At 56.8% G+C, this 26,954-nt stretch carries 26 protein-coding genes; 20 read left to right on the forward strand and 6 right to left on the reverse strand.

Annotated elements, in window-relative coordinates; all coding sequences use genetic code 11:
• Window positions 1–49 precede the first annotated feature (49 nt).
• The 8 genes from PAGR_RS06825 (at window position 50) to mlaA (ending at window position 6,567) form a co-directional block, all read left to right on the forward strand.
• Window positions 50–790: a heme ABC transporter permease gene (locus PAGR_RS06825; RefSeq protein ID WP_014605341.1), complete on the forward strand. Its 741-nt coding sequence runs from the start codon at window positions 50–52 to the stop codon at window positions 788–790.
• Window positions 787–1,020: a heme exporter protein CcmD gene (gene ccmD / locus PAGR_RS06830; protein WP_014594212.1), complete on the forward strand. Its 234-nt coding sequence runs from the start codon at window positions 787–789 to the stop codon at window positions 1,018–1,020. The genes PAGR_RS06825 and ccmD overlap by 4 nt, the downstream gene beginning before the upstream one ends.
• Window positions 1,017–1,502: a cytochrome c maturation protein CcmE gene (gene ccmE / locus PAGR_RS06835; RefSeq protein WP_014605342.1), complete on the forward strand. Its 486-nt coding sequence runs from the start codon at window positions 1,017–1,019 to the stop codon at window positions 1,500–1,502. Before ccmD ends, ccmE begins: the two co-directional genes overlap by 4 nt.
• Window positions 1,499–3,457: a heme lyase CcmF/NrfE family subunit gene (locus tag PAGR_RS06840; protein ID WP_014605343.1), complete on the forward strand. Its 1,959-nt coding sequence runs from the start codon at window positions 1,499–1,501 to the stop codon at window positions 3,455–3,457. The genes ccmE and PAGR_RS06840 overlap by 4 nt, the downstream gene beginning before the upstream one ends.
• Window positions 3,454–4,008 (forward strand): DsbE family thiol:disulfide interchange protein, encoded by a 555-nt coding sequence (locus tag PAGR_RS06845; protein ID WP_014605344.1) that lies wholly within the window; start codon window positions 3,454–3,456, stop codon window positions 4,006–4,008. The genes PAGR_RS06840 and PAGR_RS06845 overlap by 4 nt, the downstream gene beginning before the upstream one ends.
• Window positions 4,005–4,460, forward strand: coding sequence for a cytochrome c-type biogenesis protein (locus tag PAGR_RS06850; protein ID WP_014605345.1), 456 nt, complete (start codon window positions 4,005–4,007; stop codon window positions 4,458–4,460). Before PAGR_RS06845 ends, PAGR_RS06850 begins: the two co-directional genes overlap by 4 nt.
• Window positions 4,460–5,671, forward strand: a complete 1,212-nt coding sequence (gene ccmI / locus PAGR_RS06855) for a c-type cytochrome biogenesis protein CcmI (RefSeq protein ID WP_014605346.1) — start codon at window positions 4,460–4,462, stop codon at window positions 5,669–5,671. Before PAGR_RS06850 ends, ccmI begins: the two co-directional genes overlap by 1 nt.
• 131 nt (window positions 5,672–5,802) lie before the next feature.
• A complete protein-coding gene (gene mlaA / locus PAGR_RS06860) occupies window positions 5,803–6,567 on the forward strand; it encodes a phospholipid-binding lipoprotein MlaA (RefSeq protein ID WP_014605347.1) in 765 nt (254 codons plus the stop codon).
• Window positions 6,568–6,732: 165 nt separating this feature from the next.
• On the opposite strand, the gene fadL is transcribed toward mlaA, so the two are convergent.
• A complete protein-coding gene (gene fadL, locus PAGR_RS06865) occupies window positions 6,733–8,007 on the reverse strand; it encodes a long-chain fatty acid transporter FadL (protein WP_014605348.1) in 1,275 nt (424 codons plus the stop codon).
• Between the two features lie 358 nt (window positions 8,008–8,365).
• Between fadL and PAGR_RS06870 the strand changes: the two genes are divergently transcribed.
• The 4 genes from PAGR_RS06870 (at window position 8,366) to sixA (ending at window position 12,939) form a co-directional block, all read left to right on the forward strand.
• On the forward strand, window positions 8,366–8,662 hold the full coding sequence (locus tag PAGR_RS06870; RefSeq protein ID WP_014594205.1) for a YfcZ/YiiS family protein: 297 nt from the start codon (window positions 8,366–8,368) through the stop codon (window positions 8,660–8,662).
• A 162-nt stretch (window positions 8,663–8,824) separates the two neighbouring features.
• Window positions 8,825–10,135, forward strand: a complete 1,311-nt coding sequence (gene fadI / locus PAGR_RS06875) for an acetyl-CoA C-acyltransferase FadI (protein ID WP_014605349.1) — start codon at window positions 8,825–8,827, stop codon at window positions 10,133–10,135.
• Window positions 10,135–12,255 carry a fatty acid oxidation complex subunit alpha FadJ gene (fadJ, locus tag PAGR_RS06880; RefSeq protein WP_014605350.1) on the forward strand — a complete coding sequence of 707 codons (2,121 nt, stop codon included), beginning with the start codon at window positions 10,135–10,137 and terminating at the stop codon, window positions 12,253–12,255. Before fadI ends, fadJ begins: the two co-directional genes overlap by 1 nt.
• Before the next feature lie 201 nt (window positions 12,256–12,456).
• On the forward strand, window positions 12,457–12,939 hold the full coding sequence (gene sixA / locus PAGR_RS06885) for a phosphohistidine phosphatase SixA (protein WP_013026570.1): 483 nt from the start codon (window positions 12,457–12,459) through the stop codon (window positions 12,937–12,939).
• A gap of 77 nt (window positions 12,940–13,016) precedes the next feature.
• On the opposite strand, the gene PAGR_RS06890 is transcribed toward sixA, so the two are convergent.
• Together PAGR_RS06890 and smrB are read right to left on the reverse strand one after the other, a co-directional pair.
• Complete coding sequence (locus PAGR_RS06890; protein WP_014605351.1) at window positions 13,017–14,837, reverse strand: methyl-accepting chemotaxis protein; 1,821 nt, start codon at window positions 14,835–14,837, stop codon at window positions 13,017–13,019.
• A gap of 274 nt (window positions 14,838–15,111) precedes the next feature.
• A complete protein-coding gene (gene smrB, locus PAGR_RS06895; protein ID WP_013026568.1) occupies window positions 15,112–15,660 on the reverse strand; it encodes an endonuclease SmrB in 549 nt (182 codons plus the stop codon).
• Between the two features lie 160 nt (window positions 15,661–15,820).
• Here smrB and prmB point away from each other — a divergent pair, with 160 nt between their 5' ends.
• Genes prmB through PAGR_RS06925 form a run of 6 tightly spaced genes read left to right on the forward strand, consistent with a single transcriptional unit; the run spans window position 15,821 to window position 20,402 of the window.
• The gene (prmB, locus tag PAGR_RS06900; protein WP_014605352.1) at window positions 15,821–16,753 is read left to right on the forward strand and encodes a 50S ribosomal protein L3 N(5)-glutamine methyltransferase; all 933 of its coding nucleotides are present in this window, start codon (window positions 15,821–15,823) and stop codon (window positions 16,751–16,753) included.
• Between the two features lie 46 nt (window positions 16,754–16,799).
• Window positions 16,800–17,885, forward strand: a complete 1,086-nt coding sequence (gene aroC / locus PAGR_RS06905) for a chorismate synthase (protein ID WP_014605353.1) — start codon at window positions 16,800–16,802, stop codon at window positions 17,883–17,885.
• Window positions 17,886–17,889: 4 nt separating this feature from the next.
• Window positions 17,890–18,708: a penicillin-insensitive murein endopeptidase gene (mepA, locus tag PAGR_RS06910; protein WP_014605354.1), complete on the forward strand. Its 819-nt coding sequence runs from the start codon at window positions 17,890–17,892 to the stop codon at window positions 18,706–18,708.
• 8 nt (window positions 18,709–18,716) lie between these two features.
• The gene (locus tag PAGR_RS06915) at window positions 18,717–19,520 is read left to right on the forward strand and encodes a sulfite exporter TauE/SafE family protein (RefSeq protein ID WP_013026564.1); all 804 of its coding nucleotides are present in this window, start codon (window positions 18,717–18,719) and stop codon (window positions 19,518–19,520) included.
• A 20-nt stretch (window positions 19,521–19,540) separates the two neighbouring features.
• A complete protein-coding gene (locus PAGR_RS06920; protein WP_013026563.1) occupies window positions 19,541–20,086 on the forward strand; it encodes an elongation factor P hydroxylase in 546 nt (181 codons plus the stop codon).
• Window positions 20,087–20,120: 34 nt separating this feature from the next.
• The gene (locus PAGR_RS06925; RefSeq protein WP_013026562.1) at window positions 20,121–20,402 is read left to right on the forward strand and encodes a YfcL family protein; all 282 of its coding nucleotides are present in this window, start codon (window positions 20,121–20,123) and stop codon (window positions 20,400–20,402) included.
• A gap of 27 nt (window positions 20,403–20,429) precedes the next feature.
• Here PAGR_RS06925 and mnmC read toward each other — a convergent pair whose 3' ends face one another.
• Window positions 20,430–22,442 carry a bifunctional tRNA (5-methylaminomethyl-2-thiouridine)(34)-methyltransferase MnmC2/FAD-dependent 5-carboxymethylaminomethyl-2-thiouridine(34) oxidoreductase MnmC1 gene (mnmC, locus tag PAGR_RS06930; RefSeq protein ID WP_014605355.1) on the reverse strand — a complete coding sequence of 671 codons (2,013 nt, stop codon included), beginning with the start codon at window positions 22,440–22,442 and terminating at the stop codon, window positions 20,430–20,432.
• 152 nt (window positions 22,443–22,594) lie between these two features.
• Between mnmC and fabB the strand changes: the two genes are divergently transcribed.
• Window positions 22,595–23,815 carry a beta-ketoacyl-ACP synthase I gene (gene fabB, locus PAGR_RS06935; RefSeq protein ID WP_013026560.1) on the forward strand — a complete coding sequence of 407 codons (1,221 nt, stop codon included), beginning with the start codon at window positions 22,595–22,597 and terminating at the stop codon, window positions 23,813–23,815.
• A gap of 92 nt (window positions 23,816–23,907) precedes the next feature.
• Here the strand turns inward: fabB and pdxR are convergent, their stop codons facing one another.
• Entirely contained in the window at window positions 23,908–25,347 is a 1,440-nt protein-coding gene (gene pdxR / locus PAGR_RS06940; protein ID WP_014605356.1) for a MocR-like pyridoxine biosynthesis transcription factor PdxR, read from the reverse strand.
• 88 nt (window positions 25,348–25,435) lie between these two features.
• Between pdxR and PAGR_RS06945 the strand changes: the two genes are divergently transcribed.
• Window positions 25,436–25,879: a rhodanese-like domain-containing protein gene (locus PAGR_RS06945; protein ID WP_014605357.1), complete on the forward strand. Its 444-nt coding sequence runs from the start codon at window positions 25,436–25,438 to the stop codon at window positions 25,877–25,879.
• A gap of 1 nt (window position 25,880) precedes the next feature.
• On the opposite strand, the gene flk is transcribed toward PAGR_RS06945, so the two are convergent.
• Window positions 25,881–26,921 carry a flagella biosynthesis regulator Flk gene (flk, locus tag PAGR_RS06950; RefSeq protein ID WP_014605358.1) on the reverse strand — a complete coding sequence of 347 codons (1,041 nt, stop codon included), beginning with the start codon at window positions 26,919–26,921 and terminating at the stop codon, window positions 25,881–25,883.
• Between the last annotated feature and the right edge of the window lie 33 nt (window positions 26,922–26,954).

Below are 26,954 nucleotides of genomic sequence, written 5' to 3' on the forward strand. Positions count from 1 at the left end.
CACGCCTCAGACGTGTTATTAGCGTTTATTTTAATGTGAGCAATTGAACATGTGGAAAGGATTACATCAGCTGGCTAAGCCCGAACGGCTATATCAGTTGTGCGGTCGCCTGCTGCCGTGGTTTGCTCTGGCCAGTGCGGCGGTACTGCTGCTGGCCTGGGTATGGGGATTTGGCTATGCACCGGCAGACTACCAGCAGGGTAACAGCTTTCGCATTATGTATATCCACGTTCCGGCGGCCATGTGGTCGATGGGGATATACAGCGCGATGGCCGTTGCGGCGTTCACGGGGCTGGTCTGGCAGATGAAAATGGCCGATTTAGTGTCAGCGGCGATGGCGCCAATCGGTGCCGTGTTTACCTTTATCGCGCTGGTCACCGGTTCTGCCTGGGGCAAGCCGATGTGGGGAACCTGGTGGATATGGGATGCCAGACTGACGTCAGAACTGGTGCTGCTGTTTTTATATCTGGGCGTGATTGCGCTGTATCAGGCCTTCGACGATCGTCGCATGGCCGGGCGGGCCGCAGGCGTGCTCATTTTGGTCGGGGTGATCAATCTGCCCATCATTCATTTCTCTGTGCAGTGGTGGAATACCTTACATCAGGGTTCGTCCGGGTTGCTGCAACAGGCGATCGCGCCGCCGATGCGCACGCCGCTGCGCTGGGCCATCCTGGGTGACCTGCTGTTGTTTATCACCTTAACGCTGATGCGCTTACGTAACCTGATTCTGCTTACGGAACGTAAACGTCCCTGGGCAATTGCCCTGGCGAAGACAAGGAGCAAAGTATGACGCCCGCTTTTGCCTCATGGCATGACTTCGTTGCCATGGGCGGCTACGCCTTTTATGTGTGGCTGGCGGTGGCAGGCACGCTGGTGCCGCTTTTCGCCCTGATCTTGCATAGTAGGTGGTCACACCGACGTTTGCTGGCGGACATTCGCCAGCGTGATGCACGGGAGCGCCGCCTGCGAGCGGCCAACGTTCAACGTACCGCCAACCATACGGCAGGAGAAGAGAAGTGAATACCCGCCGTCGTAATCGACTGTATGTCGTGGTGGCGATCCTTGCCGGACTTGGACTGGCGACCGCACTGGTGATGTATGCGCTGCGGTCCAATATCGATCTGTTTTATACGCCGGGTGAAATCCTGGAGGGAAAAGGCGATGCGCACATCAAGCCTGAGCCCGGACAGCGCCTGCGCGTGGGCGGCGTCGTGATGCCTGGCAGCGTAACACGGGATCCCCACACGCTGGCGGTTTCCTTCCAGCTTTATGATGGTCGCGGTGTGGTCAACGTGAGCTTTGTCGGCATTTTACCGGATCTGTTCCGCGAAGGTCAGGGCGTTGTCGCGCAGGGCGTACTTGAACCCGGCAACCTGATCAAAGCCAAAGAAGTGCTGGCAAAACATGATGAAAACTATACGCCTCCCGAAATCAGCACCGCGATGAAACCCGCACCCTCTGCGCAACAGGCCGCGAATAACCCGGCAGGACGTACACCATGATGCCAGAACTGGGCAGTTTCTTACTCTGTCTTGGATTAGCGTTGGCGCTGCTGCTCAGCGTCTATCCGCTGTGGGGCGCCTGGCGCCAGGATGCCCGCCTGATGGGCATGGCGCGTCCGCTTGCCGTTGGCCTGTTTGCCTGCGTCGCGGGGGCTTTTATGCTGCTGGTCTGGGCGTTTATCGTTAACGATTTTACCGTGAGCTATGTCGTCAACAACTCAAACTCACTGCTGCCGGTTTACTACCGCGTTGCGGCCACCTGGGGCGCGCATGAAGGCTCGTTATTGCTGTGGGTGCTGCTGCTGAGTGGCTGGACGCTGGCCGTGGCAATCTTCAGCCGCGGTATGCCGCAGGACGCGCTGGCCCGGGTGTTGTCAGTGATGGGGATGATCAATCTGGGCTTTTTGCTGTTTATCATCCTCACCTCCAATCCCTTCAGCCGAACGCTGCCCGATTTTCCAGTAGACGGTCGCGATCTTAATCCAATGTTGCAGGATATCGGCCTGATCTTTCATCCGCCACTGCTGTATATGGGCTATGTCGGCTTCTCCGTGGCCTTTGCTTTTGCCATCGCCTCATTAATGGCGGGACGGCTGGATACCGCCTGGGCGCGCTGGTCGCGTCCCTGGACTACCGCCGCCTGGTTATTCCTGACCATTGGGATTGTGCTGGGTTCCGCCTGGGCGTATTACGAACTGGGCTGGGGCGGCTGGTGGTTCTGGGACCCGGTGGAAAACGCCTCCTTTATGCCGTGGCTGGCGGGCACCGCCTTAATGCACTCGCTGGCGGTCACGGAAAAACGCGGCACCTTCAAGGCCTGGACGGTGCTGCTGGCCATTACCGCGTTCTCCCTGAGCCTGCTCGGCACCTTCCTGGTCCGTTCCGGCGTGCTGGTCTCGGTACATGCTTTCGCCTCCGATCCGGCGCGCGGCATGTTTATTCTCGCATTTTTGGTCATCGTGATTGGCAGCTCGCTGCTGCTGTATGCCATTAAAGGCGGCCAGGTGCGCAGTCGGGTGCAAAACGAGCTCTGGTCGCGAGAATCTTTTCTGCTGGGGAATAACGTCCTGTTAATCGCGGCCATGCTGGTGGTCCTGCTCGGCACGCTGTTACCGCTGGTGCATAAGCAATTAGGGCTGGGCAGCATTTCCGTTGGCGAACCCTTCTTTAATACCATGTTCAGCTGGTTAATGGCTCCGCTGGCGTTAATGCTCGGTATTGGGCCGTTAGTACGCTGGCGACGCGATGAACCACAAAAACTGGTTCGTCGTCTGCTGATAGCACTGCTCGTGACGCTGCTGGCCTCCGTGCTGCTGCCCTGGTGGTTGCAGGATCGTGTTGAAGCCATGACGGTGGTGGGATTACTGATGGCGGTATGGATCATCCTGTTGACCCTGATGGAGCTGCATGAGCGCGCCACTCATCGTCATCGTTTTTTTACCGGATTACGTCACCTTTCGCGCAGTCACTGGGGCATGGTGCTTGGACATCTCGGCGTGGGCGTCACCGTTATTGGCATTGCGTTCAGTACCCAATACAGCGTTGAGCGCGACGTGCGCATGAAAGCGGGCGACAGCGTCGATATCCATCACTACCATTTTGTTTTTCGTGATGTTCAGGACTTACAAGGCCCTAATTACAGCGGCGGCGTGGCGGTAATTGACGTTTCCCACAAGGGCAAGCCGGAAGCCGTGTTGTATGCGGAGAAACGCTTTTACTCTGCCGCGCGCACCATGATGACCGAGGCGGCGATCGACGGCGGCTTTACCCGCGATCTTTACGCCGCGCTGGGTGAAGAGCTCAGTGACGGTAGCTGGGCGGTGCGTATCTACTACAAACCCTTCGTCCGCTGGATCTGGTTTGGCGGCTTGTTTATGGCCGTCGGAGGGCTGTTCTGTTTGCTGGACCCGCGCTATCGCTCGCGCAAGAAAGCCGATCGCGAGGTAAGGGCATGAAAAAAATTCTATTTGTTCCGCTGGGATTATTTTTACTGCTGGCTGCCGCGCTGCTGTGGCAGCTGTCACGTAATGCGGAAGGGGACGATCCTTCACGGCTGGAATCGGCCTTAATTGGTAAGCCCTTGCCCGTGTTCAGGCTGGAGGCGCTGGATAAGCCAGGCAAAACCTATGATCAGCAAACGTTGATCACCGGTAAACCGCTGTTGCTGAACGTCTGGGCGACCTGGTGTCCGACCTGCCGCGCCGAGCATCGCTACCTTAATGAGCTGGCAGAGCAGGGCGTTCGGGTTGTAGGGTTGAACTACAAAGACGATCGCCAGAAGGCAGTAACCTGGCTGAACACGCTGGGTAATCCTTATGCGCTCAGCCTGTATGACGGTAACGGGATGTTGGGCCTCGATCTCGGCGTTTATGGCGCACCTGAAACCTTTTTGATTGATGGCAAAGGCATTATTCGCTATCGCCATGCTGGCGATCTGAACCCGCGCGTCTGGCAACAGGAAGTCAAACCCTTGTGGGATAAATACACGAAGGAGAGCGGCGCATGAGATCCCTGATGATGATGCTCTGTGGGCTGCTGTTTAGTGCCAGCCTGTGGGCCGCGATTGATACCTATGCGTTTGACTCCGTGGCGCAGGAAGAGCAGTACCGTGAGATCACCGCCTCGCTGCGCTGTCCCAAATGCCAGAACAACAGCATCGCCGACTCTAATGCGATGATTGCGTCAGATATGCGGTTGAAAGTTTATCAACTGATGAAGCAGGGGCAGAGCCGTCAGCAAATCATCGACTATATGGTGGCGCGTTATGGCAATTTCGTCAGTTACCAGCCGCCTGTCACGCCCTCAACCCTGATCCTGTGGGTCGGGCCGGCGCTGTTTGTGATTGTGGGCGGTACAGTGATCGTGTGGCGTAGTCGTCAGCGTAAAACCCGAAGCGAGCTTGATGACCAGGAACAACAGCGTCTGGCGGCGATTCTGAAGTCGGACAGGACACGATAATGGCTGTCTTTTTACTCACGATTTTTCTGCTGCTGCTGGCGGCCAGCGTACTGTTTTTAGCCGCAGGCTGGCGTCAACGTGAAACCCACGCGGCGGCGCGCGACAACCTTAATACGCATTTTTATCGGCAGCGGCTGGCTGAAATGACCCTGGACGAAGAGCAGGGCGTAATTGCCGATCGCGCCGTGATGGAGCAGGAGTTACAGCAAACCCTGCTTAGCGATATTCCGCCCGCTTCGGATGCCCATTCGCACCGCAGCCGTCGCTGGGTGCTGTTACCCGGCCTGATCGTTTTAGTAATCGTGTCACTGGCAAGCTATCTTAAAACCGGTGGCTTAACGCAGTTAAGTGGCTGGCTCCAGGTGCAGGAAGCGTATCCGGCGCTGCGCGCCCAGCTCATGGATCCCCATGCCCGGCCACTTACCCAAGAGCAGCTCTCTCGCCTGCAGCTCGGTTTGCGCAGCCAGCTGCAAACCGAACCTGATAACCTCAGTGGCTGGGCGATGCTGGGCCGCCTCGGTATGGTACTCAACAATGCCACGGGCGCGCGTCAGGCTTTCGAGCATGCGTTGCAGCTGGCACCGAATAATTTTGCCCTGCTGCAGGATTATGCCGAGGTGTTGACGCGATCGGGCGATCCTCAGGATAACCGCCAGGCCGGGCTGCTGCTCAAGGATCTGCTTAAACAGCATCCGCAGGACATCCGCACCCTAAGCCTGCTGGCCTATAATGCGTTTGAACAACAGCAGTACTCGCAGGCCATAGACAGCTGGCAAACCCTGTTGCAGGTGTTACCGGCCGACGATCCTCGTCGTGAGGGCATTGCGCGCAGCATTGAACACGCTAAAACCGATGCCGGGCAGCAAAGCAGTCAACTAACGGTCGAGGTGACGCTTTCTCCCCAGGCAGAAAAAATGTTACCGCCGGGCGGAGTCATGTATATTTCGGTGACTGACGGCGTCTCGCCGGTGCCGGTGGCGGTGAAACGCGTCTCGCCCGGACATTTTCCCGTGTCGCTGACGCTGGATGACAGCAATGCCATGTTACAGGACCGACGTCTTTCAACGCAGAAACAGATTCAGGTTCGCGTCAGGATTGCACGAAATGGCCGTGCAAATCCTGAGCCGGGCGACTGGTTTGGCGTCAGCGCGGTAGTCCCCTGGGATGGCCATCAGCACATTGACGTCGCGATTGATAAACAGCAGCCTTAACCGGCTGGCGTCTGGCAATGTCTGAATCTGCCAACCGCACGGGAGATATCAGCTATGCTTGCTGGACTGCGCTGTTCTACCCGCTGAAACTCAGCAGGGTATAAATAACTTATATGCACAGGGAGAAAAAAATGGATCACCGCCTGACCAGCCTGGCTTTGACCAGTGTGCTTCTGGTTGGTTGTGCCAGTTCAAAGCCTGCTGACGATGCGCCTGCAGGGCGTAGCGATCCGCTTGAAGGTTTTAACCGCACAATGTTTAACTTCAACTATAACGTGCTGGACCCTTACGTGCTGCGCCCTGTGGCAGTGGCCTGGCGCGACTATGTTCCCGTGCCTGCGCGCGCAGGCCTCAGCAACTTCCTGGGCAACCTCAGCGAACCTGCCAGTATGGTAAATGCGATTCTGGTCGGAGAGCCGCGCAATGCAGGTATCCACTTTACACGTTTCTTCCTGAATACGGTGCTGGGGCTGGGCGGTTTCATTGATGTCGCCGGTAAAGCCAATCCGGAACTGGCGCGCCAGGGACCGCAGCGTTTTGGTACCACGCTCGGTCACTATGGCGTGGGCTATGGCCCTTATGTGCAGTTACCGGCCTATGGCAGCTTCACGATACGTCAGGACGGCGGTGATTACGTCGATACGCTTTATCCTGTGCTTGGCTGGTTGACCTGGCCCATGTCCATCGGTAAATGGACGCTGGAAGGCATCGAATCGCGCGCACAGTTGCTGGACTCGGATGCTATCCTGAAACAGCAACGCGATCCTTACGCCTTTATCCGTAGCGCCTACTTCCAGCGCTACGACTTCCTGGCGCGCGGCGGCAAGCTGAAGCCAGAAGAAAATCCGAATGCGGCGGCGATTCAGGACGATCTGAAAGACATTGATTCGCAGTAAATCATGACCCGCCAGAAGCCGCCTGTCGCAAGGGCGGCCTGATAAGCGGCCGGGGTGATGACGTGAAGCTGTTACAGGGTTGTCACCAGGCTGCATGACGTGTGACGTTCCCGTTAGCAATAAAAAAGCGACACTCAGTGTCGCTTTTTTTATGCATTTCGCGCATCAGAACTTGTAGTTGAAGCTTGCGCCATACAGCCAGGCTTTACCACTAGAGTTAAAGGTATAGGTGCCTTCCTGCACGGTCACTTTCTGACCGTGCATGTAAGACACGCCGACGTCTACCGATGCATCGTCGTTAAACGCATAAGAGGCACCGGCGCTCAGCCACAAACGGTCCTGATCCGGGATAGAGATAGAACGCTTGTCAGCCGGAACCGGGCTGTCATCAAAGGCGATACCGCTGCGGAAGGTCCAGTTTTTGTCGTACTGGTAGGTGGTACCCAGTGCGATGCGGTAGGCATCGTGGAAACCTTCATCTTTATAGAACAGCGTCTGGCCGTTTGAGCCCGTTGCTTTCAGCTCCTGAAACTGACTCCAGCTGGTGTAGGCCAGGCTATAGTGCACGGCCCACTGTGGTGCCACTTTATGCCAGCCTGAAACTTCCCACATTTCCGGCAGGTTCAGGGTCAGTGACCCCGGAATGGTGTTACCGCTTGTGCCAAAAGGCGCACCGGGGATGTTAAAGGCATTGAGGGCAGTAGGCAGATTACTTTTGTAATCCCCATCGAAATCGATTTTCACTTCAGAGCGGTAGGTGAAGCCGAAACGGTTGTTTTCATCGACTTCATAAAGAATACCGGCGTTCCAGCCATAGCCCCATTCATCTCCCTTCAGACGAGCAATCTGGGTATCCGCAGGAATTCTGAGTGCCGAGAAGGATTCGCCAGCGTAGCGCTCAATTTTTGCTTTGGCATAAACCGCATCAAAGCCCACACCGAAGCTGAAGTGTTCATTAAGACGATAGGCCGTACTGAGGTTCAGGTTAGCGGTCATCAGATCGGTTTTTCCACCGAATCCGCCCGCGGTATAACCGTTGTTAAACTCTGTCGCCAGGCCGTAGTTAGACGTCGCTGACGCGCCTACCCACCACTTGTCATTGATCGGCTGGACGTAATGCAGGTTAGGGATCCATTGGTTCGGTGCGATGTTTTTCGCGTCCAGGCTGCGGCCCGTCGGGCTTTGGCCACTGATATCCACTTCAGGATCGATGTAAACCGCACCGATTGAAAATTCAGGGCGGTCCATGAGTGCCATGGTTGCCGGGTTACGACTGGCTGAGGCCGCCGTATCACCCATTGCGCCTTCGCCAGAATAAGCGCGACCTAAACCAATGGAAGAAAATTCATTTAACTGAAATCCGGCTGCATATACGTTAGAGGAAATAAGCGCTACTGCAGCTGCCACGGCTGACTTTGCGAACAGGTTTTTATGGTTCATGACCACAACCTCATGTGAATTATTATTTAACGTTGTGACGTCGCGTAACAAGGAACGGCGGATTGTATGGACTGATGTCAAATGCACATATCAGACCAGTGCGGAGAGTATAGGTCCGACCTGTACACATGTTGCAATATTGTTTTTAAAATATTTCCAATTTGATAGGTGAAAATTCGATCTGCTTAACACTTCTCGGGAATAAATGGGCAGAGCGGCAGGAGCAAAACTGATCCACATCAAATTTTATTGTGATATTCGTCACTTAGCGCGGTGTGTGTAGCGGGTTGATAAGCCAGAGCGTAAAATTTTCAGCAGAAAACTCACCCACCTTATGATGTGATGTCAGGAGAAAATCATGACAAATGCTTTAAAAAAATGTAGCGCGACGGAAACGGCTGCCTGCTGTTGCGTTGACGTTGGTACGGTGATGGATAATTCAGACTGTACGGCCAGTTGGTCAGCATGGTGTAAAGATCGCGCCGATGCCGAAACGAAACTGGCGCAGCTGACGGAAAGGGCGCGTCAGGTCGAGTCAGAACCCTGCGTTATCGATTCCAGCATGGTGGAAGAGGCCGGTGGCGTGCAGCTTAATATCGACTTTACCTTTAGCTGTCAGGCCGAAACCCTGATTTTCCAACTGGGTTTACGTTAAACATTTCGGCGCCGCTGCTCCGCGGCGTTTTTCATTTTCGTGTTTCTTATCTCACTTTTCTCCTCCTGATGTTGGCGGCGCACCCGCTTGTGGTTAACACTGTGGATCAGGTCAGACCTCTTTCGGCAATGATGCCTCGGTCACGATGTACAGGTGGATACAATGAGCAAAGCGCAGTCACTGCTGACGCGTAATGGCGAGCGCATCGCCATCACCCACGGATTACGTACGCCTTTTCTTCGCCAGGCCACGGGTTTTCACGGCATCCCTGCGGTTGAACTGGGTCGCATGGTGATCAGCGAAATCATGGCCCGAAGTGAACTCCCGGTTGAGGTGATTGAGCAACTGGTCTTCGGTCAGGTGGTGCAAATGCCGGAAGCGCCAAACATTGCACGTGAGATCGTCTTAAGCAGTGGCCTGAGCGTCAATACCGATGCTTATAGCGTCAGCCGCGCCTGCGCCACCAGCTTTCAGGCGGTGGCAAACGTCACCGAAAGCTTACTGGCAGGTACGATTTCTGCCGGCATCGCAGGCGGGGCGGACTCCTCCTCTGTGCTGCCCATTGGGGTCAGTAAAACGCTGGCGCGCGCGCTGGTGGATATGAATAAAGCGCGTGGCTTTTCACAGAAGCTGCACATTCTCCGGCGGCTGCGCCCTAAAGATCTGTTACCGGTTCCGCCTGCCGTTGCGGAGTACTCCACGGGGTTACGTATGGGGGATACCGCAGAGCAGATGGCCAAAACGCATGGCATCAGCCGGGAAGAGCAGGATGCGCTGGCCCTGCGCTCGCATCAGCGCGCGGCCCAGGCCTGGCAGTCAGGCGTACTGAGTCAGGAGGTGATGGCCGCCTTTGTGCCGCCGTGGAAAGCGCCCATCGAGCAAGATAATAATGTGCGTATGGATGCAAAAGCCGCCGACTATGCCCGGCTGCGTCCGGCATTTGACCGTCAGCACGGTACCGTTACTGCGGCAAACAGTACGCCGCTTACCGATGGGGCTGCGGCGGTCATTTTAATGCGTGAAGGCCGGGCAAAAGAGCTTGGAATACAGCCGCTGGGCTATTTACGCAGCTATGCGTTTACCGCTATCGACGTCTGGCAGGACATGCTGTTAGGGCCGGCCTACGCCTCGCCGCTGGCGCTGGATCGTGCCGGGATAGCCTTAAAGGATTTGACGCTGATTGATATGCACGAAGCCTTTGCCGCTCAGACGTTAAGCAACCTGAAAATGTTTCGTGATGAACGTTTTGCCCGGGACGTGTTAAACCGCGCCCATGCGCTGGGCGAAGTTGACGAGGCACGTTTTAATGTCTCGGGCGGATCGATCGCCTTTGGGCATCCGTTTGCCGCAACCGGCGCACGCATGATTACCCAGACGTTAAATGAATTACGCCGCCGGGGCGGCGGGCTGGGTTTAGTCACAGCCTGCGCCGCCGGGGGTTTAGGGGCAGCAATGGTTCTGGAGGCCGAATAATGGAACAGAGCGCGTTCACATTACAGATGCGGGACGATCATGTAGGCGTGATCACCATTGATGTACCCAATGAAAAGATGAATACGCTTAAAGCGGCATTCGCGGCACAGATTGCGGTAATTATTGCGGAAGCACGCAAGCATCCGCAACTGCTGGGGCTGGTGCTGATTTCAGGCAAACCTGACAACTTTATTGCAGGGGCTGATATCAGCATGATCGATCGCTGCCAGAGCGCCCACGAGGCAGAAGCGCTGGCCAGACAAGGGCAGGACGTGATGGCGGCGATTGCGGCATTGCCATTTCCTGTGGTGGCGGCAATCCATGGTGCTTGTCTGGGCGGCGGGCTTGAGCTGGCGCTGGCCTGCAACGCGCGCATCTGTTCGCTGGACGATAAAACCCGTATTGGCCTGCCTGAAGTGCAGTTGGGGCTGCTGCCGGGGTCGGGCGGCACGCAGCGCCTGCCTCGCTTAATCGGCGTACAGAAAGCCTTACCGCTTATCCTTACCGGTAAGAACCTGCGGGCCAGGCAGGCGAAAAAGCTGGGCATTGTTGATGATGCCGTGCCGCAGGCCATCCTGCTTGACGCCGCCGTTGAACTGGTGAAGAAAGGGAAATACCGCAGAGCGCCGCTGCCCCTGCGCGATCGTCTGTTGCAGGGCCCGATGGCTCGTCAGGCGCTGTTCGCACTGGTCAGACGCGAAACCGATCGTAAAACCCAGGGTAACTACCCAGCGGCACGACGCATTATCGAGGTGGTTCGCATCGGCCTGGAGCAGAGCAGCCAGGCCGGTTACGCCGCGGAAGCGCGGGCGTTTGGCGAACTGGCGATGACGCCAGAGTCGGCCGCGCTGCGCAGCCTGTTTTTTGCTTCCACCGCCATCAAGAAAGAGAACGGCACCCAGGCTGAACCACGACCACTCCAACGGGTCGGTGTGCTGGGCGGCGGGCTGATGGGCGGCGGGATCGCCAGCGTCAGCGCCGTTAATGCGGGGCTACCGGTGCGCATCAAGGATATCAGTCTTAAAGGCATCAACCATGCCCTGCAAACCAGTTGGGATCTGCTGAGTAAAAAAGTGAAACGCCGGCAAATCAGTCCGGCACAGCGTCAGCAGCAGATGGCGCGCATCAGCGGCAGTACCGACTATCAGGGATTCACCCAGCGCGATATCGTGATTGAGGCGGTCTTTGAGGACCTGGATCTGAAAAGACAGATGGTGGCGGACATCGAGGCGAACTGTCAGCCTCAGACGATCTTTGCTTCCAATACCTCATCGATTCCCATTGCCGAGATTGCGGCGACGGCACGGCGCCCGGAGAACATCATCGGCCTGCACTATTTTAGCCCGGTGGAAAAAATGCCGCTGGTCGAGGTGATCCCGCATGCCACGACCTCGCCTGAAACGATTGCCAGTACGGTAATGCTGGCACGGAAACAGGGTAAAACGCCGATAGTGGTGGCCGATAAACCTGGTTTTTACGTCAACCGTATCCTCACACCTTACATCAACGAGGCCATGCGCTGCGTGGTGGAGGGGGAACCGATCGATCACATTGATCGGGCGCTGGTGAAGGCGGGATTCCCGGTGGGGCCGGTTCAGCTACTGGATGAAGTTGGCATTGATGTCGGCAGTAAGATTTCACCGGGCCTGCAGCAGGCTTATGGCGAGCGGTTTGCCGCGCCTTCCGCGCTGGATGCCGTGATTAAAGACGGTCGCAAAGGACGCAAAAACGGTAGGGGATTCTACCTGTACGGATCGTCGCGTCTGTCGCGTAAGAAGGTCGATCCGGCGGTGTACGGCTTAGTGAAGACCCGGCCGGTGGCAAAGCAAAGCGGCGCCCAGATTGCCGAACGGTGCATGATGATGATGTTAAACGAAGCGGTGCGTTGCCTGGATGAGCAGGTTATCCGCTCACCGCGGGACGGCGATATCGGTGCGGTGTTTGGCATTGGTTTCCCCCCCTTTTTGGGCGGGCCGTTCCATTACATCGACAGGCTGGGCGCGGCAGAAATCGTCAACAGATTAACGCGGCTTCAGCAACAGTACGGGGACCGTTTTGCGCCCTGTGACGCGTTGCTGCGCGCAGCGGAGCAGCAGACAAAGTTTTACACTTCTTCATAAATTCGAATACCCACTCCGATTCAGGGGGTTAGAAACGCGCCGCACAAGCGTGAGGCGCTGCACGAATCTGACTGGTGCTTATTTAATAAACAACCGGTTGACTATACTGAAGTCATTAGGGTACAACACGACGTTCATTCGCAGAATGAAGCGCCTGATGCGGATGCATCAGGCGATGTCGACAAACAACAGCGGTGCTTTATGCAAGTTTTTATCATGCGTCACGGCGATGCGGCTCTTGAGGCTGCCAGTGATTCAGTCAGGCCTTTAACGCTTTGTGGATGTGACGAATCACGTCAAATGGCGAACTGGTTAAAAGGTCAGTCTGTTGACATTGAACGTGTACTGGTCAGCCCCTATCTCCGTGCGCAGCAGACGCTTGCCACATTTCGTGAGGCGTTTCCTTTGCCAGAAGGGGAGGATATTTTGCCGGAACTGACCCCCGGCGGCGATCCCGGTCTGGTCGGATGCTATTTGCAGGCACTGGCGAATGAAGGGGTTAAATCGGCGCTGGTTATCTCCCACTTGCCACTGGTGGGCTATCTGGTGTCGGAGCTTTGCCCCCAGGAAACCCCACCGATGTTTGCCACCTCGGCCATTGCCTGCATTGACTTCGATCCGGCTGAAAGTCAGGGTAAACTGTTATGGCAGGTCAGCCCCAAAAAACTCGCGAAAGCGATGTAATAATGTCGGGCCATTTACTGGCCCGAACATGAAAACGACCCCCGAACGTCATTCCCGTCTGCTTCTTTCCCTGCAGGTCAGGCAATCACAAAACGTGATACTGAGCCCGCCAGCGTTTGCGCCTGGTCATGGAGCGCGCTTGCCGCCGCAGACGACTGTTCCACCAGGGCCGCGTTTTGCTGCGTCACGTTATCCATTTCAACGATAGCCACGCCGACCTGCGCAATGCCGCGGTTCTGCTCTTCAGACGCGTGAGAGATCTCGTTCAGTATCTCTGTCACATTGCTGACCGAGGTGACGATTTCTCCCATAGTGTTACCTGTCTGACTGACCAGCTGTGAACCGGCGCGGATGCGGGCAACCGAGTCCTGAATAAGCGCTTCGATTTCTTTTGCCGCCAGCGCGCTGCGCTGCGCCAGATTTCTCACTTCACTGGCGACGACGGCAAAACCACGGCCCTGTTCGCCAGCCCTTGCCGCTTCTACCGCGGCGTTCAGTGCCAGAATGTTGGTCTGAAACGCAATACTGTTAATGACGGAGGTGATCTCGGAGATTTTCCCCGAGCTGGCAGAAATTTCATCCATGGTGCTGACGACATTGGTCACCAGCTCTCCGCCACGGCTCGCCGTGTCAAAGGTTTGCTGCGCCAGCCTGCTGGAATGATGAATATTATCGGCGTTCTGTTTTACTGTCGCAGTCAACTGCTCCATGCTGGCTGCCGTTTGCGCAAGGGCCGCTGCCTGGCTTTCTGTCCGTGCCGATAAATCATTATTCCCGGAGGCGATTTCTGCGGAAGCCTGGCTGACGCTGGTGACGCCGCTGCGAATCCCGCTGATAATCCGTCGCAGTTCATCGCTCATCTCGCCTACCGCGCGCATGAGCTCGCCCAGCTCATCCCGACGGGTCGAGTTGAGCATGATGCTGAGGTTGCCACGCGCCATCTGGTTCGCCACGTTCAGCAGTTCAGAAAGTGGACGCGTCAGCTGTCGGGTAATAAACAGGGCGATAACAATACCTGCCACGATGGCAGCGATAACAATGGCAGCCATTAACCACACGGCCTGTCCGGCATCGTGATTGGTGGCATCCAGCTGTTGCGTAAACAAGTTATTGCTCATGTCCGTCAGGGTCTTACCCGCAACCGCCAGCTCGGCCGTGGCCTCTTCGCCTGCTTTCACGGAGGCCATCAGCGCATTAATGTCAGCTTGTTTCCCGTCAAGCTGTTCGCTGATTTTTGCGAGCGTTGCACTGTCTGCCGGGTTAAGGCGAGGCGCAACCTGTGCGATAAGCCCGACGGTTTCAGTGAGGAAGTTGCTGAGTGCGCTGCGATCGGCATCTTTGTGCTCAAGGCCAAAGAGTTTCACCCGCACCGCGACGCCAGCCAGATGCTTATTGATTTCCTGTAAGGCTGCGGCAACCTGCGCGTCATTGCTGCTGCTCGTGGCAAGCTGGCTGATCCCCCGCATTTCTTCTTCGACAGACAGGCTTTGTAAAGCCTGAGCCCCATTACGAACGGCCTGCACGGTTTCGGCCCGTTTCTGCCGGTAAGTGGCAATGGCGGACGGCATCGCCGTAATCATGGCCTGCTGACTGGCATCCCAGCGGAAAGCGCCCAGGTTTTTCAGATTCTGATCCACCTCTTTCAGCATGGTTTCGTTTATGTCGATGAATTTCTCATCATGCGTTTTAACGAACTGCAGTCGGGCATCTTTGGCCTGAGAAAACCGGTCATTAACGCTTTTCAGCTCCCTGAGCTTTTCGGCCCGGACGCTAATATCGTTGAGGTTTTTAATACCACATATCGCGACGGCCAGACTTAAAAGCAAAATCAGTCCAAACCCGAGCATGAGCTTTTTGCCCACGTTTAAATTCTCAAAAAAACGACTTAATGCGCTCATTCAAAATGTTCCCTTGGTTAATACGCCAAAATGTTGAAGCCTAATGTGCCTAAATGCCTAGACGTTATCGGCAAGGGAAAACTTGTATTGAATATAAATAGTTTCTTAAGCAAATAGTCTGCGTCAGCCTGAACGAAAAGCAGCAGAACGCCTGGCCAAACAGGGGCGGGATCGGGAGTTTAAGGGGAGCTGCGTGTAAGTGCGTTTAACGGGCTCCCCCGTCAAAGGGGGAGGCAGCAGGGCAAGGTGCTTAAGCCGTTTTGCTGGCTGAATGTCAGGGCAGCTCTGGCGGTTGCCACTCTTCTACTTCAATCAGCACCAGCAAGGCAGCGTCGCCACCAAACATTTTAGGTGCCTGGTGAAAGGCCATTACCCAGGGATGTTGAGCCAGCCAAAGCGGCGTTTGCTGCTTTAGAATATGTTTACCATGTCCGGTCATCACGCTGGCGCAAAAAAGGTGTTCGCGACGACAGGCGGCAATTAGCGCGCCTAACTCCTGCTTGGCCTGCATCTGTGTTAACCCATGCAGATCGAGAAAAATCTCTGGCGTATAATCGCCCCGACGCAGCTTTTTCAGCTCAAAATGGCTCACGTCCGCGCGCACATAGCGCGTCGCCCCTTCAGTGGAAAGCAGCGGCTGGAACTCATCGGAAAAGTAGTGGCTGTTATCCGCCTGTTCAGACAGCAGCCTTTTTATCGGCACTTCCCGGGTTTTAACCGCCGGTTTGTGTACGATAGTGTCTTGTTTTAACTGACGCGTTCCTGTCATCAACTGGCGAAACAGCGCTTGATCATCCTGGCTCAGGGGGTTTTTTTTACTCATGGGTGGTGAATCATGTCTGAGGTGGCTGATTAACAGCAGAAGCCGATACCTTACCGTTAACCGTCATTAATTGTCAGCTTTTTCACCTTGCTGCGCTGAATTCTCCTCGGCTTCGTGGCAAACTATCGGCCGAATTAGTAAAAGGCCTGCGGAGGGCTACGTGGACAAAATTTTCGTCGATGAGGCAGTGAACGAACTGCACACCATTCAGGATATGCTGCGCTGGTCAGTTAGCCGCTTTACGGCTGCCGGAATCTGGTACGGACACGGCACAGATAACCCCTGGGACGAAGCTGTCCAGCTGGTCCTGCCCACGCTGTGGTTGCCCCTGGATATCCCTGAAGACATGCGTAACGCGCGCCTTACGGCCAGCGAACGCCATCGCATTGTTGAGCGCGTTATTCGCCGCGTGAACGAGCGCATTCCGGTCGCCTATCTCACGAATAAAGCCTGGTTCTGCGGCCATGAGTTTTACGTTGATGAACGGGTTCTGGTTCCGCGTTCGCCCATTGGGGAACTGATTGAAAACCGCTTTGCCGGTCTGATCACGGACAAACCGCGACATATTCTGGACATGTGCACCGGCAGCGGCTGTATTGCGATTGCCTGCGCCTATGCCTTTCCGGACGCAGAAGTGGATGCAGTGGATATTTCCCACGATGCGCTGGCGGTCGCCGAGCAAAATATTGAAGAGCACGGCCTGATTCATCACGTCACGCCGATCCGCGCCGATCTGTTCCGCGAACTCCCGCCGGTGCAGTACGACCTGATCGTGACGAATCCGCCCTATGTCGATGCGGAAGATATGGACGATCTGCCGAGCGAGTATCAGCATGAACCCGAACTGGGGCTGGCGGCGGGCAGCGATGGCCTTAAACTGGTGCGCCGCATTCTTGCCTGCGCGCCGGGCTACCTGAGCGAGCAGGGCGTGCTGATTTGCGAAGTGGGCAACAGCATGGTGCACATGATGGAACAGTATCCCGATGTGCCCTTTACCTGGCTGGAGTTCGACAATGGCGGCGACGGCGTCTTTATGCTCACCCGCCAGCAGATCGTGGATGCACAGCACCATTTCTCATTTTATAAAGACTAAAAGGATGGGCGAACCTTCGCCCGTCAAACCGTAACAAGGAATCTCAATGGCCGGAAACAGCATCGGACAGTTCTTTCGCGTCACCACCTTTGGTGAATCTCACGGTATTGCCCTGGGCTGTATTGTTGATGGCGTGCCGCCGGGCATCCCGTTAACCGAAGCCGATATTCAGCACGATCTCGACCGTCGTCGTCCAGGCACGTCGCGCTATACCACCCAGCGCCGTGAGCCGGATCAGGTGAAAATTTTGTCTGGCGTGTTTGAAGGTGTGACCACCGGTACCTCGATCGGCCTGCTGATTGAGAACACCGATCAGCGCTCGCAGGATTACGGTGCCATTAAAGATCTGTTCCGTCCTGGCCATGCGGATTACACCTATGAGCAGAAGTACGGTACGCGTGACTACCGTGGTGGCGGCCGTTCATCAGCACGCGAAACCGCGATGCGCGTGGCTGCTGGGGCGATTGCCAAAAAATATCTGCAGATGAAGCACGATATTGTGGTTCGCGGCTATCTGGCGCAGATCGGCGACGTGGCCTGTGAACTGAAAGACTGGAGCATTGTGGAAGATAATCCTTTCTTTTGCCCGGATGCGGACAAGCTGGACGCGCTGGACGAGCTGATGCGCGGCCTGAAGAAGGAAGGCGATTCGATTGGGGCCAAGGTTACGGTCATGGCGGAAAACGTACCACCAGGCCTGGGCGAGCCGGTTTTTGATCGCCTGGATGCCGACCTGGCGCATGCGCTCATGAGCATTAATGCGGTGAAAGGGGTAGAAATCGGCGACGGTTTTGCTGTGGTTAATCAGCGTGGCAGTCAGCATCGCGATGAAATTCGCGCCAGTGGTTTCCAGAGCAACCATGCGGGCGGTATTCTGGGCGGCATCAGCAGCGGTCAGACCATCAGCGCCAATCTGGCCATGAAGCCCACCTCCAGTATTACCGTGCCGGGGAAAACCATCACCCGCGACGGCGAGGAAGTGGAGATGATCACGAAAGGTCGCCACGATCCCTGCGTGGGCATCCGTGCCGTGCCGATTGCCGAAGCCATGATGGCCATCGTGCTGATGGATCATCTGCTGCGCCAGCGCGCGCAGTGTGGCGATGTGCACTCCACCGTGCCACGTTGGTAAGCCAATGAAAATTTTGCTGATGGTGAGCGCGCTGTTGTTGAGCGCGGCCAGCCTGGCGGCGACGCCGTGGCAGCGCATCCAGCACCCGATTGCGGGTCAACCGACGGCTATTGGTGGCTTTGCCAATGGCTGTATTGTGGGTGCGCAGGCTTTACCGCTTAATTCGCCTGATTATCAGGTGATGCGTCAGGATCAGTGCCGCTATTTCGGGCATCCCGATCTGATCCTGTTTATCCAGCGCCTGGCCACCCAGGCCCATAGCCTCCAGCTAGGAAACGTGTTGATTGGCGATATGGGCATGGCGGCGGGCGGGCGCTTCAGCAGTGGACATGCCAGCCATCAAACCGGGCTGGACGTGGACATCTGGCTGCAACTGCCTAAAACCCGCTGGAGCGCGCAGCAGCTGCTTAAGCCCCAGCCGCTGGACCTCGTCACCGCCGACGACAAGAACGTGGTGGCGCGCCACTGGCAGCCTGAGATTGACAGCCTGATTAAGCTGGCGGCGAAAGATGAAGATGTCACGCGTATTTTCGTCAATCCGGCGATTAAAAAGCAGCTGTGTGCCGATGCAGGCACAGACCGGGCCTGGCTGCGTAAGGTGCGTCCGTGGTTTGCGCATCGCGCCCACATGCACGTCCGTTTGCGCTGTCCGCAGGGCAGCCCCGACTGTGAAGAGCAGGCACCGCCGCCTGCCGGTGACGGCTGCGGCGCAGAACTGCAAAGCTGGTTTTTGCCCAAGCAGCCTGGCTCTGCACCGGTGAAACGTGAACCGCCGCCGCTGCCTGCGGCCTGTCAGGCACTGCTGGATAAACATCTACTGTAAGGGTTCCCATGGAATGGTTCGTTGTCAGCCCGTTGTTGGTCGCGCTGCTGTTTTTCATTGCGCTGCTGGCAGGTTTTATTGACTCCATTGCGGGCGGCGGCGGACTGTTAACCGTTCCCGCGTTGCTGGCGGCCGGGCTGTCACCGGCTCAGGCGCTGGCAACCAACAAGCTGCAGTCGGTCGGCGGATCGTTCTCGGCCAGCCTCTATTTTGTCCGGCGCGGGGCGATTAAGCTGAGCGAGCAGCGGCTGAATATCGCCATGACCTTTTTGGGGGCGGTTGGCGGTGCCATTCTGATCCAGCACCTTCAGGCTGATTTTTTGCGTCAGGTGCTGCCGCTGTTGTTGATTGCTATTGGCATGTGGTTTCTGCTGATGCCGCGCATCGGTGAAGACGATCGCGTTCACCGCCTGCAGGGGCTGCCTTTTGCCCTGGTCGGCGGTGGCTGTATCGGCTTTTATGATGGCTTCTTTGGACCCGGTGCGGGCTCTTTCTACGCGCTGGGCTTCGTGACGCTATGCGGCTACAACCTGGCGAAAGCCACCGCCCACGCCAAACTGCTCAATTTCACCTCCAACTTGGGCAGCCTGCTGTTTTTTATGTTTGGTGGCAAAGTGGTCTGGGGCACGGGACTTATCATGATGCTGGGGGCTTTTTGCGGGGCTCGCCTGGGCGCCAGGCTGGTGCTGGCACGCGGACAAAGGCTGATTCGCCCGATGGTGGTCATCGTTTCGGCGGTGATGAGCATCAAGCTACTCTGGGACAGCCACGGCAGCGAATTCATGGCCTGGCTGAGCACGCTGAATCTGTAATACTTTTACGTGATGACTTAATGACAACAACACATAATTACGCGCAGCTTATTACGCTGTTTGATGACTGCTTTAGCCACGATTTTCAGACCCGTCTAATTAAAGGCGATGACGAACCGATCTATCTTCCAGCGGATGATGAATCACCATGGAACCGGGTGGTTTTTGCTCATGGGTTTTATGCCAGCGCGCTGCATGAAATTTCACACTGGTGCATTGCTGGCGAAGCCCGGCGTAAGTTAGTGGATTTTGGCTACTGGTATTGTCCGGACGGACGCGACGCGCAAACGCAGAGCCAGTTTGAAGCGGTTGAGGTGAAGCCACAGGCGCTGGAGTGGATGTTTTGTGTAGCCGCAGGCTTTCCCTTCAACGTCAGTTGTGACAATCTCGAAGGCGATTGTGAGCCAGATCGCATTGGCTTTCAGCGTAAAGTTCATGCCCAGGTCATGAGCTATCTGGCGTCGGGTATTCCTGACCGCCCCGCACGCTTTATTTCAGCCCTGGCTGACTATTATGGCAGGCCTTCTCTGACCGCATCGCAGTTTCCCTGGCCGGACGATCTGTGATGCATAAGGGACTTAATAACAGAGGAATGATGAGATGATCGCAGAATTTGAGGCACGTATTCTGGCCCTGATTGACGATATGGTTGAGCACGCCAGTGACGATGAGCTATTTGCCAGCGGTTATCTGCGCGGCCACCTCACTCTGGCAGTCGCTGAAGTGGAACTGCTGGACGACCACACGCCGCAGGCGCTACAGATTCAGGTGACACGTAGCCTGCAAAATGCCATTGCTGCCGGGGAGTTATCGCCACGGGACCAGGCGCTGGTGATTGGCATGTGGGATAACCTGTTTTTACAGGCCCGTCAGACGGCCTGAGTAGTCAGGGCGGCAGACCGCCCTGTGCTATTTCCCCGCTTTTTTACCCTTCAGTAGTTTTCTTACCCAGTAACGATTGGGATGAAGCGCCGCGAGCGTGTTGAGGTCCAGCGGCTGGGGTTCACCGCTAAGCTGAGCCGCCAGCACTTCCGCCGCCAGGGGGGCGCTGCACAGCCCGCGTGAGCCAAGCGCACCAAACAGATAAAGGCCAGGGAAACAGGGCGCCATTTCGCTCTTAGCCGCGCGGGCGCGCTGCTGAGCAAGATCGGCATAAACGTCAAGCGTTGCCACGTAATCCGGCACGCTGCCGACCATGGGCAAATGATCGCGTGTGGCGCAGCGCACGCCATTGCGCGCCTCGCCCTCACTGACGTCCACTTCATTCACCCAGTCGCTGTGTGGCAGGCAGTGCTGCAGACGGCTGCGGTTTTGCTGCTGATCGTCTTCGCGATAGGCGGTTGAGGTGTCGCCACGATGATAGCTGGCCCCGATACAGTGCGTACCAAACTGCGGGCTGGCTGGCGTGAGGTAGCCGTCATAGCAAAGTACCGTTTTCAGTGCCGACAGGGCCGGTGAAGCCGGGATATGGCTGACCTGACCGGCGACCGGGTAAACCGGCAGGGCATCGGTCTGAGGCAGATCGGTCATGGCATGACCATTAGCCAGCACCACAGCCTGATGCTGGGTTGCGGGCTTTTCGTCAAAGGTTAACTGCCAGCCTTGCGGAACCTGCGTCAGTGCGGTGACGCGGTGCAGCCAGTGAATGCGTAATCCACGCTGCTCGCAGTGGGACAGCAGGGCTGTGGTTAATTCGGCCGGGGCCAGCCAGCCGCCCAGTGGATAAAAGATACCGCCGCAATCCAGCGCCACATTTGCCAACGCGGCTGCCTCGTCCTGGTTGACGCCAAAGGCGACCTCAGCCGGTAGGGCCATATCCAGCATCTGCGCAATCTTACTGGCACTTTTCTCGTCCCAGCCCAACTGCAATACGCCGCTCCAGTCATGTTCATAAGGCAGATCGAGTTGATCATACAGGCGACGGGCAAAACTGAATGCGGCAGGAAAGAAAGCCGCCAGGGCAGGATCGTGCTCGTTAAGGAGCGGATAGAGCGCGCCCTGACGATTACTGGACGCCCCCAGCGCGGGTGCCTCGTCAGCGCAGTAGAGCGTCACGCGAAAGCCCCGGCGAAGTAAGGCAAGGGCCAGCGTCGCGCTGGCAACGCCGCCGCCGACCAGGGCGATCTCCTTACCGGACAGGGCAGGACGCGCATACCAGGGCTGGCGATGAGCCAGCGCAGGCGCGGCCTCAAGCGAACCGCACAGCATTTCCCGTTTCGGCCCAAAGCCTTTACGCCGGGTCACCGCAAAGCCCGCCTGTTGCAACCCGCGCCGCACAAAACCCGCTGCCGTAAAGGTCGCAAATGTGCCCCCTGGCCGGGCCAGTTTCGCCATCGACGCAAACAGTTCCGGCGTCCACATATCGGGATTTTTCGACGGCGCAAAGCCATCCAGAAACCAGGCATCCACCTGGCGATGCAGACTGTCATCAAAATTATCAATTAGCGCATTAATATCGCCTAACCACAGGTCCAGTGTGACGCGGCCCGAATCAAATAACACCCGCTGGCAGCCTGGCAGTGCCAGCGGCCACTGGTGCTGGAGCTGTTCGGCCCAGGGGGCCAGTTCGGACCAGTGCTGGTGGGCCGCCGTTAAATCGGCCTGCGTCAGGGGGAATTTTTCAAAACTGATGAAGTGCAGACGTTTTAGGGGCGCGTCAGGATAATGTTGCTGGAAGGAATCAAAGGCCTGCCAGAGCGTGAGAAAGTTCAGGCCTGTGCCAAACCCGCTTTCGGCAACAATGAGCAGATCGCGCGGGTGCTGATGAAAGCGTTGTGGGAAATCATTGCCACCCAGAAAGACATAACGTGTCTCTTCCAGACCGTTGTCATTGGAAAAATAGACGTCGTCAAACGCTCGGGAAACAGGTGTACCCTGTTCGTTCCAGCTCAGTCTGGCGTGTTCAACCTGGGGTGTTTTCACAGTAAAGGCTCATTTTTCAGGGAGTGTCAGGATCTTATCGGTCGGCGTGACATGACGCAAATTTACAAAAGGAAATGGCTGATCGGACTTGTTCGGCGTACAAGTGTAAGCTAGAGTGCTCGTCAAATAACAGAAGTGGTGAGGAAGATTGAATGAAACGTGCTGTGATTACTGGCTTAGGGATCGTTTCCAGTATTGGTAATAACCAGCAAGAGGTGCTGGCATCTCTGCGTGAGGGCCGCTCAGGCATCACTTTTTCCCAGGAGATGAAAGATTCCGGCATGCGTAGTCACGTCTGGGGTAACGTTAAACTCGATACTACCGGCCTCATCGATCGCAAAGTTGTGCGTTTTATGAGTGATGCGTCCATCTATGCTTACCTGTCTATGGAAGAAGCCATCAAAGATTCTGGCCTGAGCAACGAAGCTTACCAGAATAACCCTCGCGTAGGTCTGATTGCAGGATCTGGCGGTGGTTCCCCACGTTTTCAGGTTTTTGGTGCGGATGCCATGCGCAGCCCACGCGGTCTGAAAGCCGTAGGGCCTTATGTGGTGACTAAGGCAATGGCGTCAGGCGTTTCAGCCTGTCTGGCTACGCCGTTTAAAATCCACGGCGTGAACTATTCAATCAGCTCTGCCTGTGCGACCTCCGCGCACTGTATCGGTAACGCGGTTGAACAGATTCAACTGGGCAAACAGGATATCGTTTTTGCGGGCGGCGGCGAAGAGCTGTGCTGGGAAATGGCCTGTGAGTTCGATGCAATGGGCGCACTTTCTACGCGTTATAACGACACGCCAGAAAAAGCCTCACGGACCTATGACAACGAACGTGATGGCTTCGTCATTGCGGGCGGCGGCGGTATGGTCGTGGTTGAAGAACTGGAACATGCGCTGGCGCGTGGCGCGCACATCTACGCTGAAATCGTGGGCTATGGCGCAACGTCGGACGGAGCAGACATGGTTGCGCCATCTGGTGAAGGCGCAGTGCGCTGCATGAAGATGGCGATGCACGGTGTGGATACGCCAATCGACTACCTGAACAGCCACGGAACCTCTACGCCAGTCGGTGATGTGAAAGAGCTGGGTGCCATTCGCGAAGTGTTCGGCGACAACACGCCGTATATTTCTGCAACCAAAGCGATGACCGGCCACTCCTTAGGGGCGGCGGGCGTGCAGGAAGCTATCTACTCGCTGCTGATGCTGGAGCACGGTTTTATTGCCCCAAGCATCAATATCAGCTCGCTGGACGCGGCGGCAGAAGGGATGAATATTGTGACTCAGCCAACTGAAAAAGCGCTGACCACGGTAATGTCAAACAGCTTTGGCTTTGGTGGCACCAACGCCACGCTGACAATGCGTAAATACCAGGCTTAATGCCCGGTTAAAAACGTGGCGTCGCGCTGCCCGGCACGACGTGAACCTTGCGAAAAGGTCGGCTTGCCGGCCTTTTTTGTTTTGGTTATCCCTCAGCGACGGTTGGGTGATGAGCCCGATGAAAGCAGCCTCACCAGCTTATCGCACCCGGCCACTATCTCATCCGGCGTCAGCGCCGCAAAACCCAGAATCCAGCCTTGCTGACGCGCGCCATCGCCGTAGAGCGGACTCAGGCGAGGCAGCAATAACCCCATCTTCTCGGCCTGTAAGCTCAGCTTCGCTTCGTCGCCCTGCCGCAGAGCAACGGTTGTCTGCAGTCCACCCGGGCAGGGAAAGGGCCTGAGCCAGGGCGTCAGGCGTTGCGCTATCTGCTCGAGTAAGCGATCGCGGCGGCTATGGTAAAGCTGGCGCATCAAACGCAGGTGGCTGGCAAAATGCCCCTGCTGCATAAATTCCGCCGTTACCGCCTGGGGCAGCAGGGCGCTGTGCCCGTCAAGCAGGCTGCGCGCGCGACCTAAGGGCGCGACCAGCGGGCCGGGCACCACCATCCATGCCAGACGAAGCGACGGAAACAGCGATTTTGAAAATGTGCCGAGAGTAATGACCCGGTTATCGTTGTCGAGCCCGTGCAGCGCAGACGCAGGGCGATCGTCATAGTGAAACTCGCTGTCGTAATCGTCTTCAATCAGCCAACTGCCGTTGCGCCGTGCCCAGTCCAGCCAGGCCAGACGGCGCGGCAGGCTTAATGACACGCCGGTGGGATACTGATGCGAAGGCGTCAGATACATCAGCTTTGCTGTTCCGGCTTGAGGAATCGCCCCCTCGGCATCCACCTGAATGCCGCGCACCCGTGCGCCTGCAGCAAGAAAGGCATTGCGCGCCCCCGCATAGCCCGGCTCTTCCATCCAGATCTTATCACCGGGATCAATCAGCATTAACGACAGCAGCTGCAGCGCCTGCTGTGAACTGGTCAAAATAATCACCTGCTCAGCCTCACAGTGAACCCCACGAGACAGGGCAAGGTAGTCTGCAAGCGCGTGGCGAAGTGGCAGGTACCCCAACGGATCGCCATAGCCCATGACGCCAGGGCCTGCAGTGCGCTGCACGCGGGCGGTTAAGCGCCGCCAGAGAGGATGAGGAAAGGCGCGCAAATCTGGCGAACCTGCCGAAAAGGCATACGGAAAGGGCACATCCTGACAACCGCCTGTCGCCAGTATCTGATGGCCGCGCTGCGAGAAATGCGCCATGCGGTCGGCGCGGGGGCGCGGCGCGCTGACCGGCAGCGTGATGGCAACGAAGCTACCGCGACCGGACTCCCGCCGCAGGTAGCCTTCACTTTCAAGCTGAGCGTAAGCCGCTTCAACCGTAACGCGTGACAGATTCAAATCGGCAGCCAGCTGACGGCTGGAGGGCAGTTTCTGACCCGCCTGAAGGTGCGCGGTCTCTATCCACTGGCGAAGCGTGGCGCACAGGCGGTCGCGCAGACCGCCAGTTGCCTGATGATGAAACAGTTGCAGCAGCGGGGAAGTCATCGTGGTCTTATGGGCTCATTAAAAGCGGTATTATCCATCAGTCCACTTTGCCGTAAACTGCCTGTCTGCCACAACAGGAGAAAAAACGATGTCATCTGTTTTAGGTTTTCCCCCCGCGTCACCGCAGCAGAGCCTTGCATATCTGCAGGCCAAACTGGCTTATTACACCGATGCCTGGGATCTGGCTGACGATCTGGCCCATCAGCGACCGGGCGTTGTCGTCATTGATGCCCGTCAGATCGAGGCTTACCGCGCCGGTCATCTCTGCGGAGCAATAAATTTTCCGCATCGGGAAATGAATGAAGCCAGCACGGCCGGACTGGATCGCAACCTGCTGTATGTGACGTACTGTGATGGCATTGGCTGCAATGGTTCGACCAAAGCGGCTTATCAGCTGGCGTTGCTGGGATTTAAGGTCAAAGAACTGATTGGCGGGCTGGATTTCTGGAAGCGCGATGGCCATCCCATGGCATGGGGCGACGAGCCGGGAGAATGGCCGCAGACGGCTTCTGCGGCATCCTGTGGGTGTTAACTTACAGCACCAGCCAGAGTAAAAAGGCCAGAACGATTAACCCGACGACCGCGCTCAGCACCGGGCGCGCTGCCAGCGGCTGCAGCACAGGCGGCAGCGAGCCGGAGATGGGCGCCCAGATGGGATGCGGATTCAGTTCGTTATCGGCCAGGGCTTGCTCGTGTGCTCTTTCTGCGCGACGTGCAAACAGGAAGTTAAGCAGATCCTGGGTTTGCGTCGGGGTCAGCACCATCTGAGGCGTGGCCTGAAAGCGTTGCAGGCTGTAGTCTTCCAGCATCTGCTGTTCACGCTGATCCAGAGGGTGTTTAAGCGAGGTTTCAATCAGCTGCAACGTCGGCGCACTGTGCTGGCTTAACGTCTGACGGACCTGTAAATACTGAGTGAGCAGCGGATAGTGGCGTGACGGGATCGGATCGCCGCTGGTCAGGTTTACCAGCTTTAGTGCGGCGGTCCATATTTTGCCACTGGATTCGCCCGTTGCGGCAGCCAGGCGAACAATTTGCTGATTCAGCGCCTGATGCTCGGCAGGCAGCAGCGTGCGATCGCTGCTGCGGCTCTGCTGAGGTTGCGGAATGGCCATCTGACCATTTTGCAGCATGGTCAGCACCTGACGAAGCTGATCCTGGGTTAATGCGCTCAGCACCGTCTGACCAAACTGCTGGCGGATAAAATCACTTACCGCCTGGCGGTTATTGCCTTTGGGCAACAGGTCGGTGAGTTGCGTCATTAACTGACGCGTACCGTGACCGGTCTGCACCTGCGCCAGGCGGTTGTTAAGAAACTGCTCCGCAGCCGGAAAATGGCGTGACTGGAGTTCTGCTTCGCTTTTAACACCGACTTCATGACGCAGGCCGGCCCAGAGCTCAGGCGCTTTAAGCGTGCTGAGCGACATGATGCGCACAATCAGGCGCTCAAGCGTCGTGCGCTGGGCAGGAGAAAGGGGTTGTTCACCGGCAACACTTCCCGTACGCGGGGCGTCAGTTTGCGGATTAACAGATGAACGATCGCCGACCGGCACACCGGGGCCGCTGACAGGTTGCATGGCGGATTCCTTGGGAAACAGAACAGCGTGGGG

The organism is Pantoea ananatis PA13 (assembly GCF_000233595.1).
Classification (GTDB): Bacteria; Pseudomonadota; Gammaproteobacteria; order Enterobacterales; family Enterobacteriaceae; genus Pantoea; species Pantoea ananatis.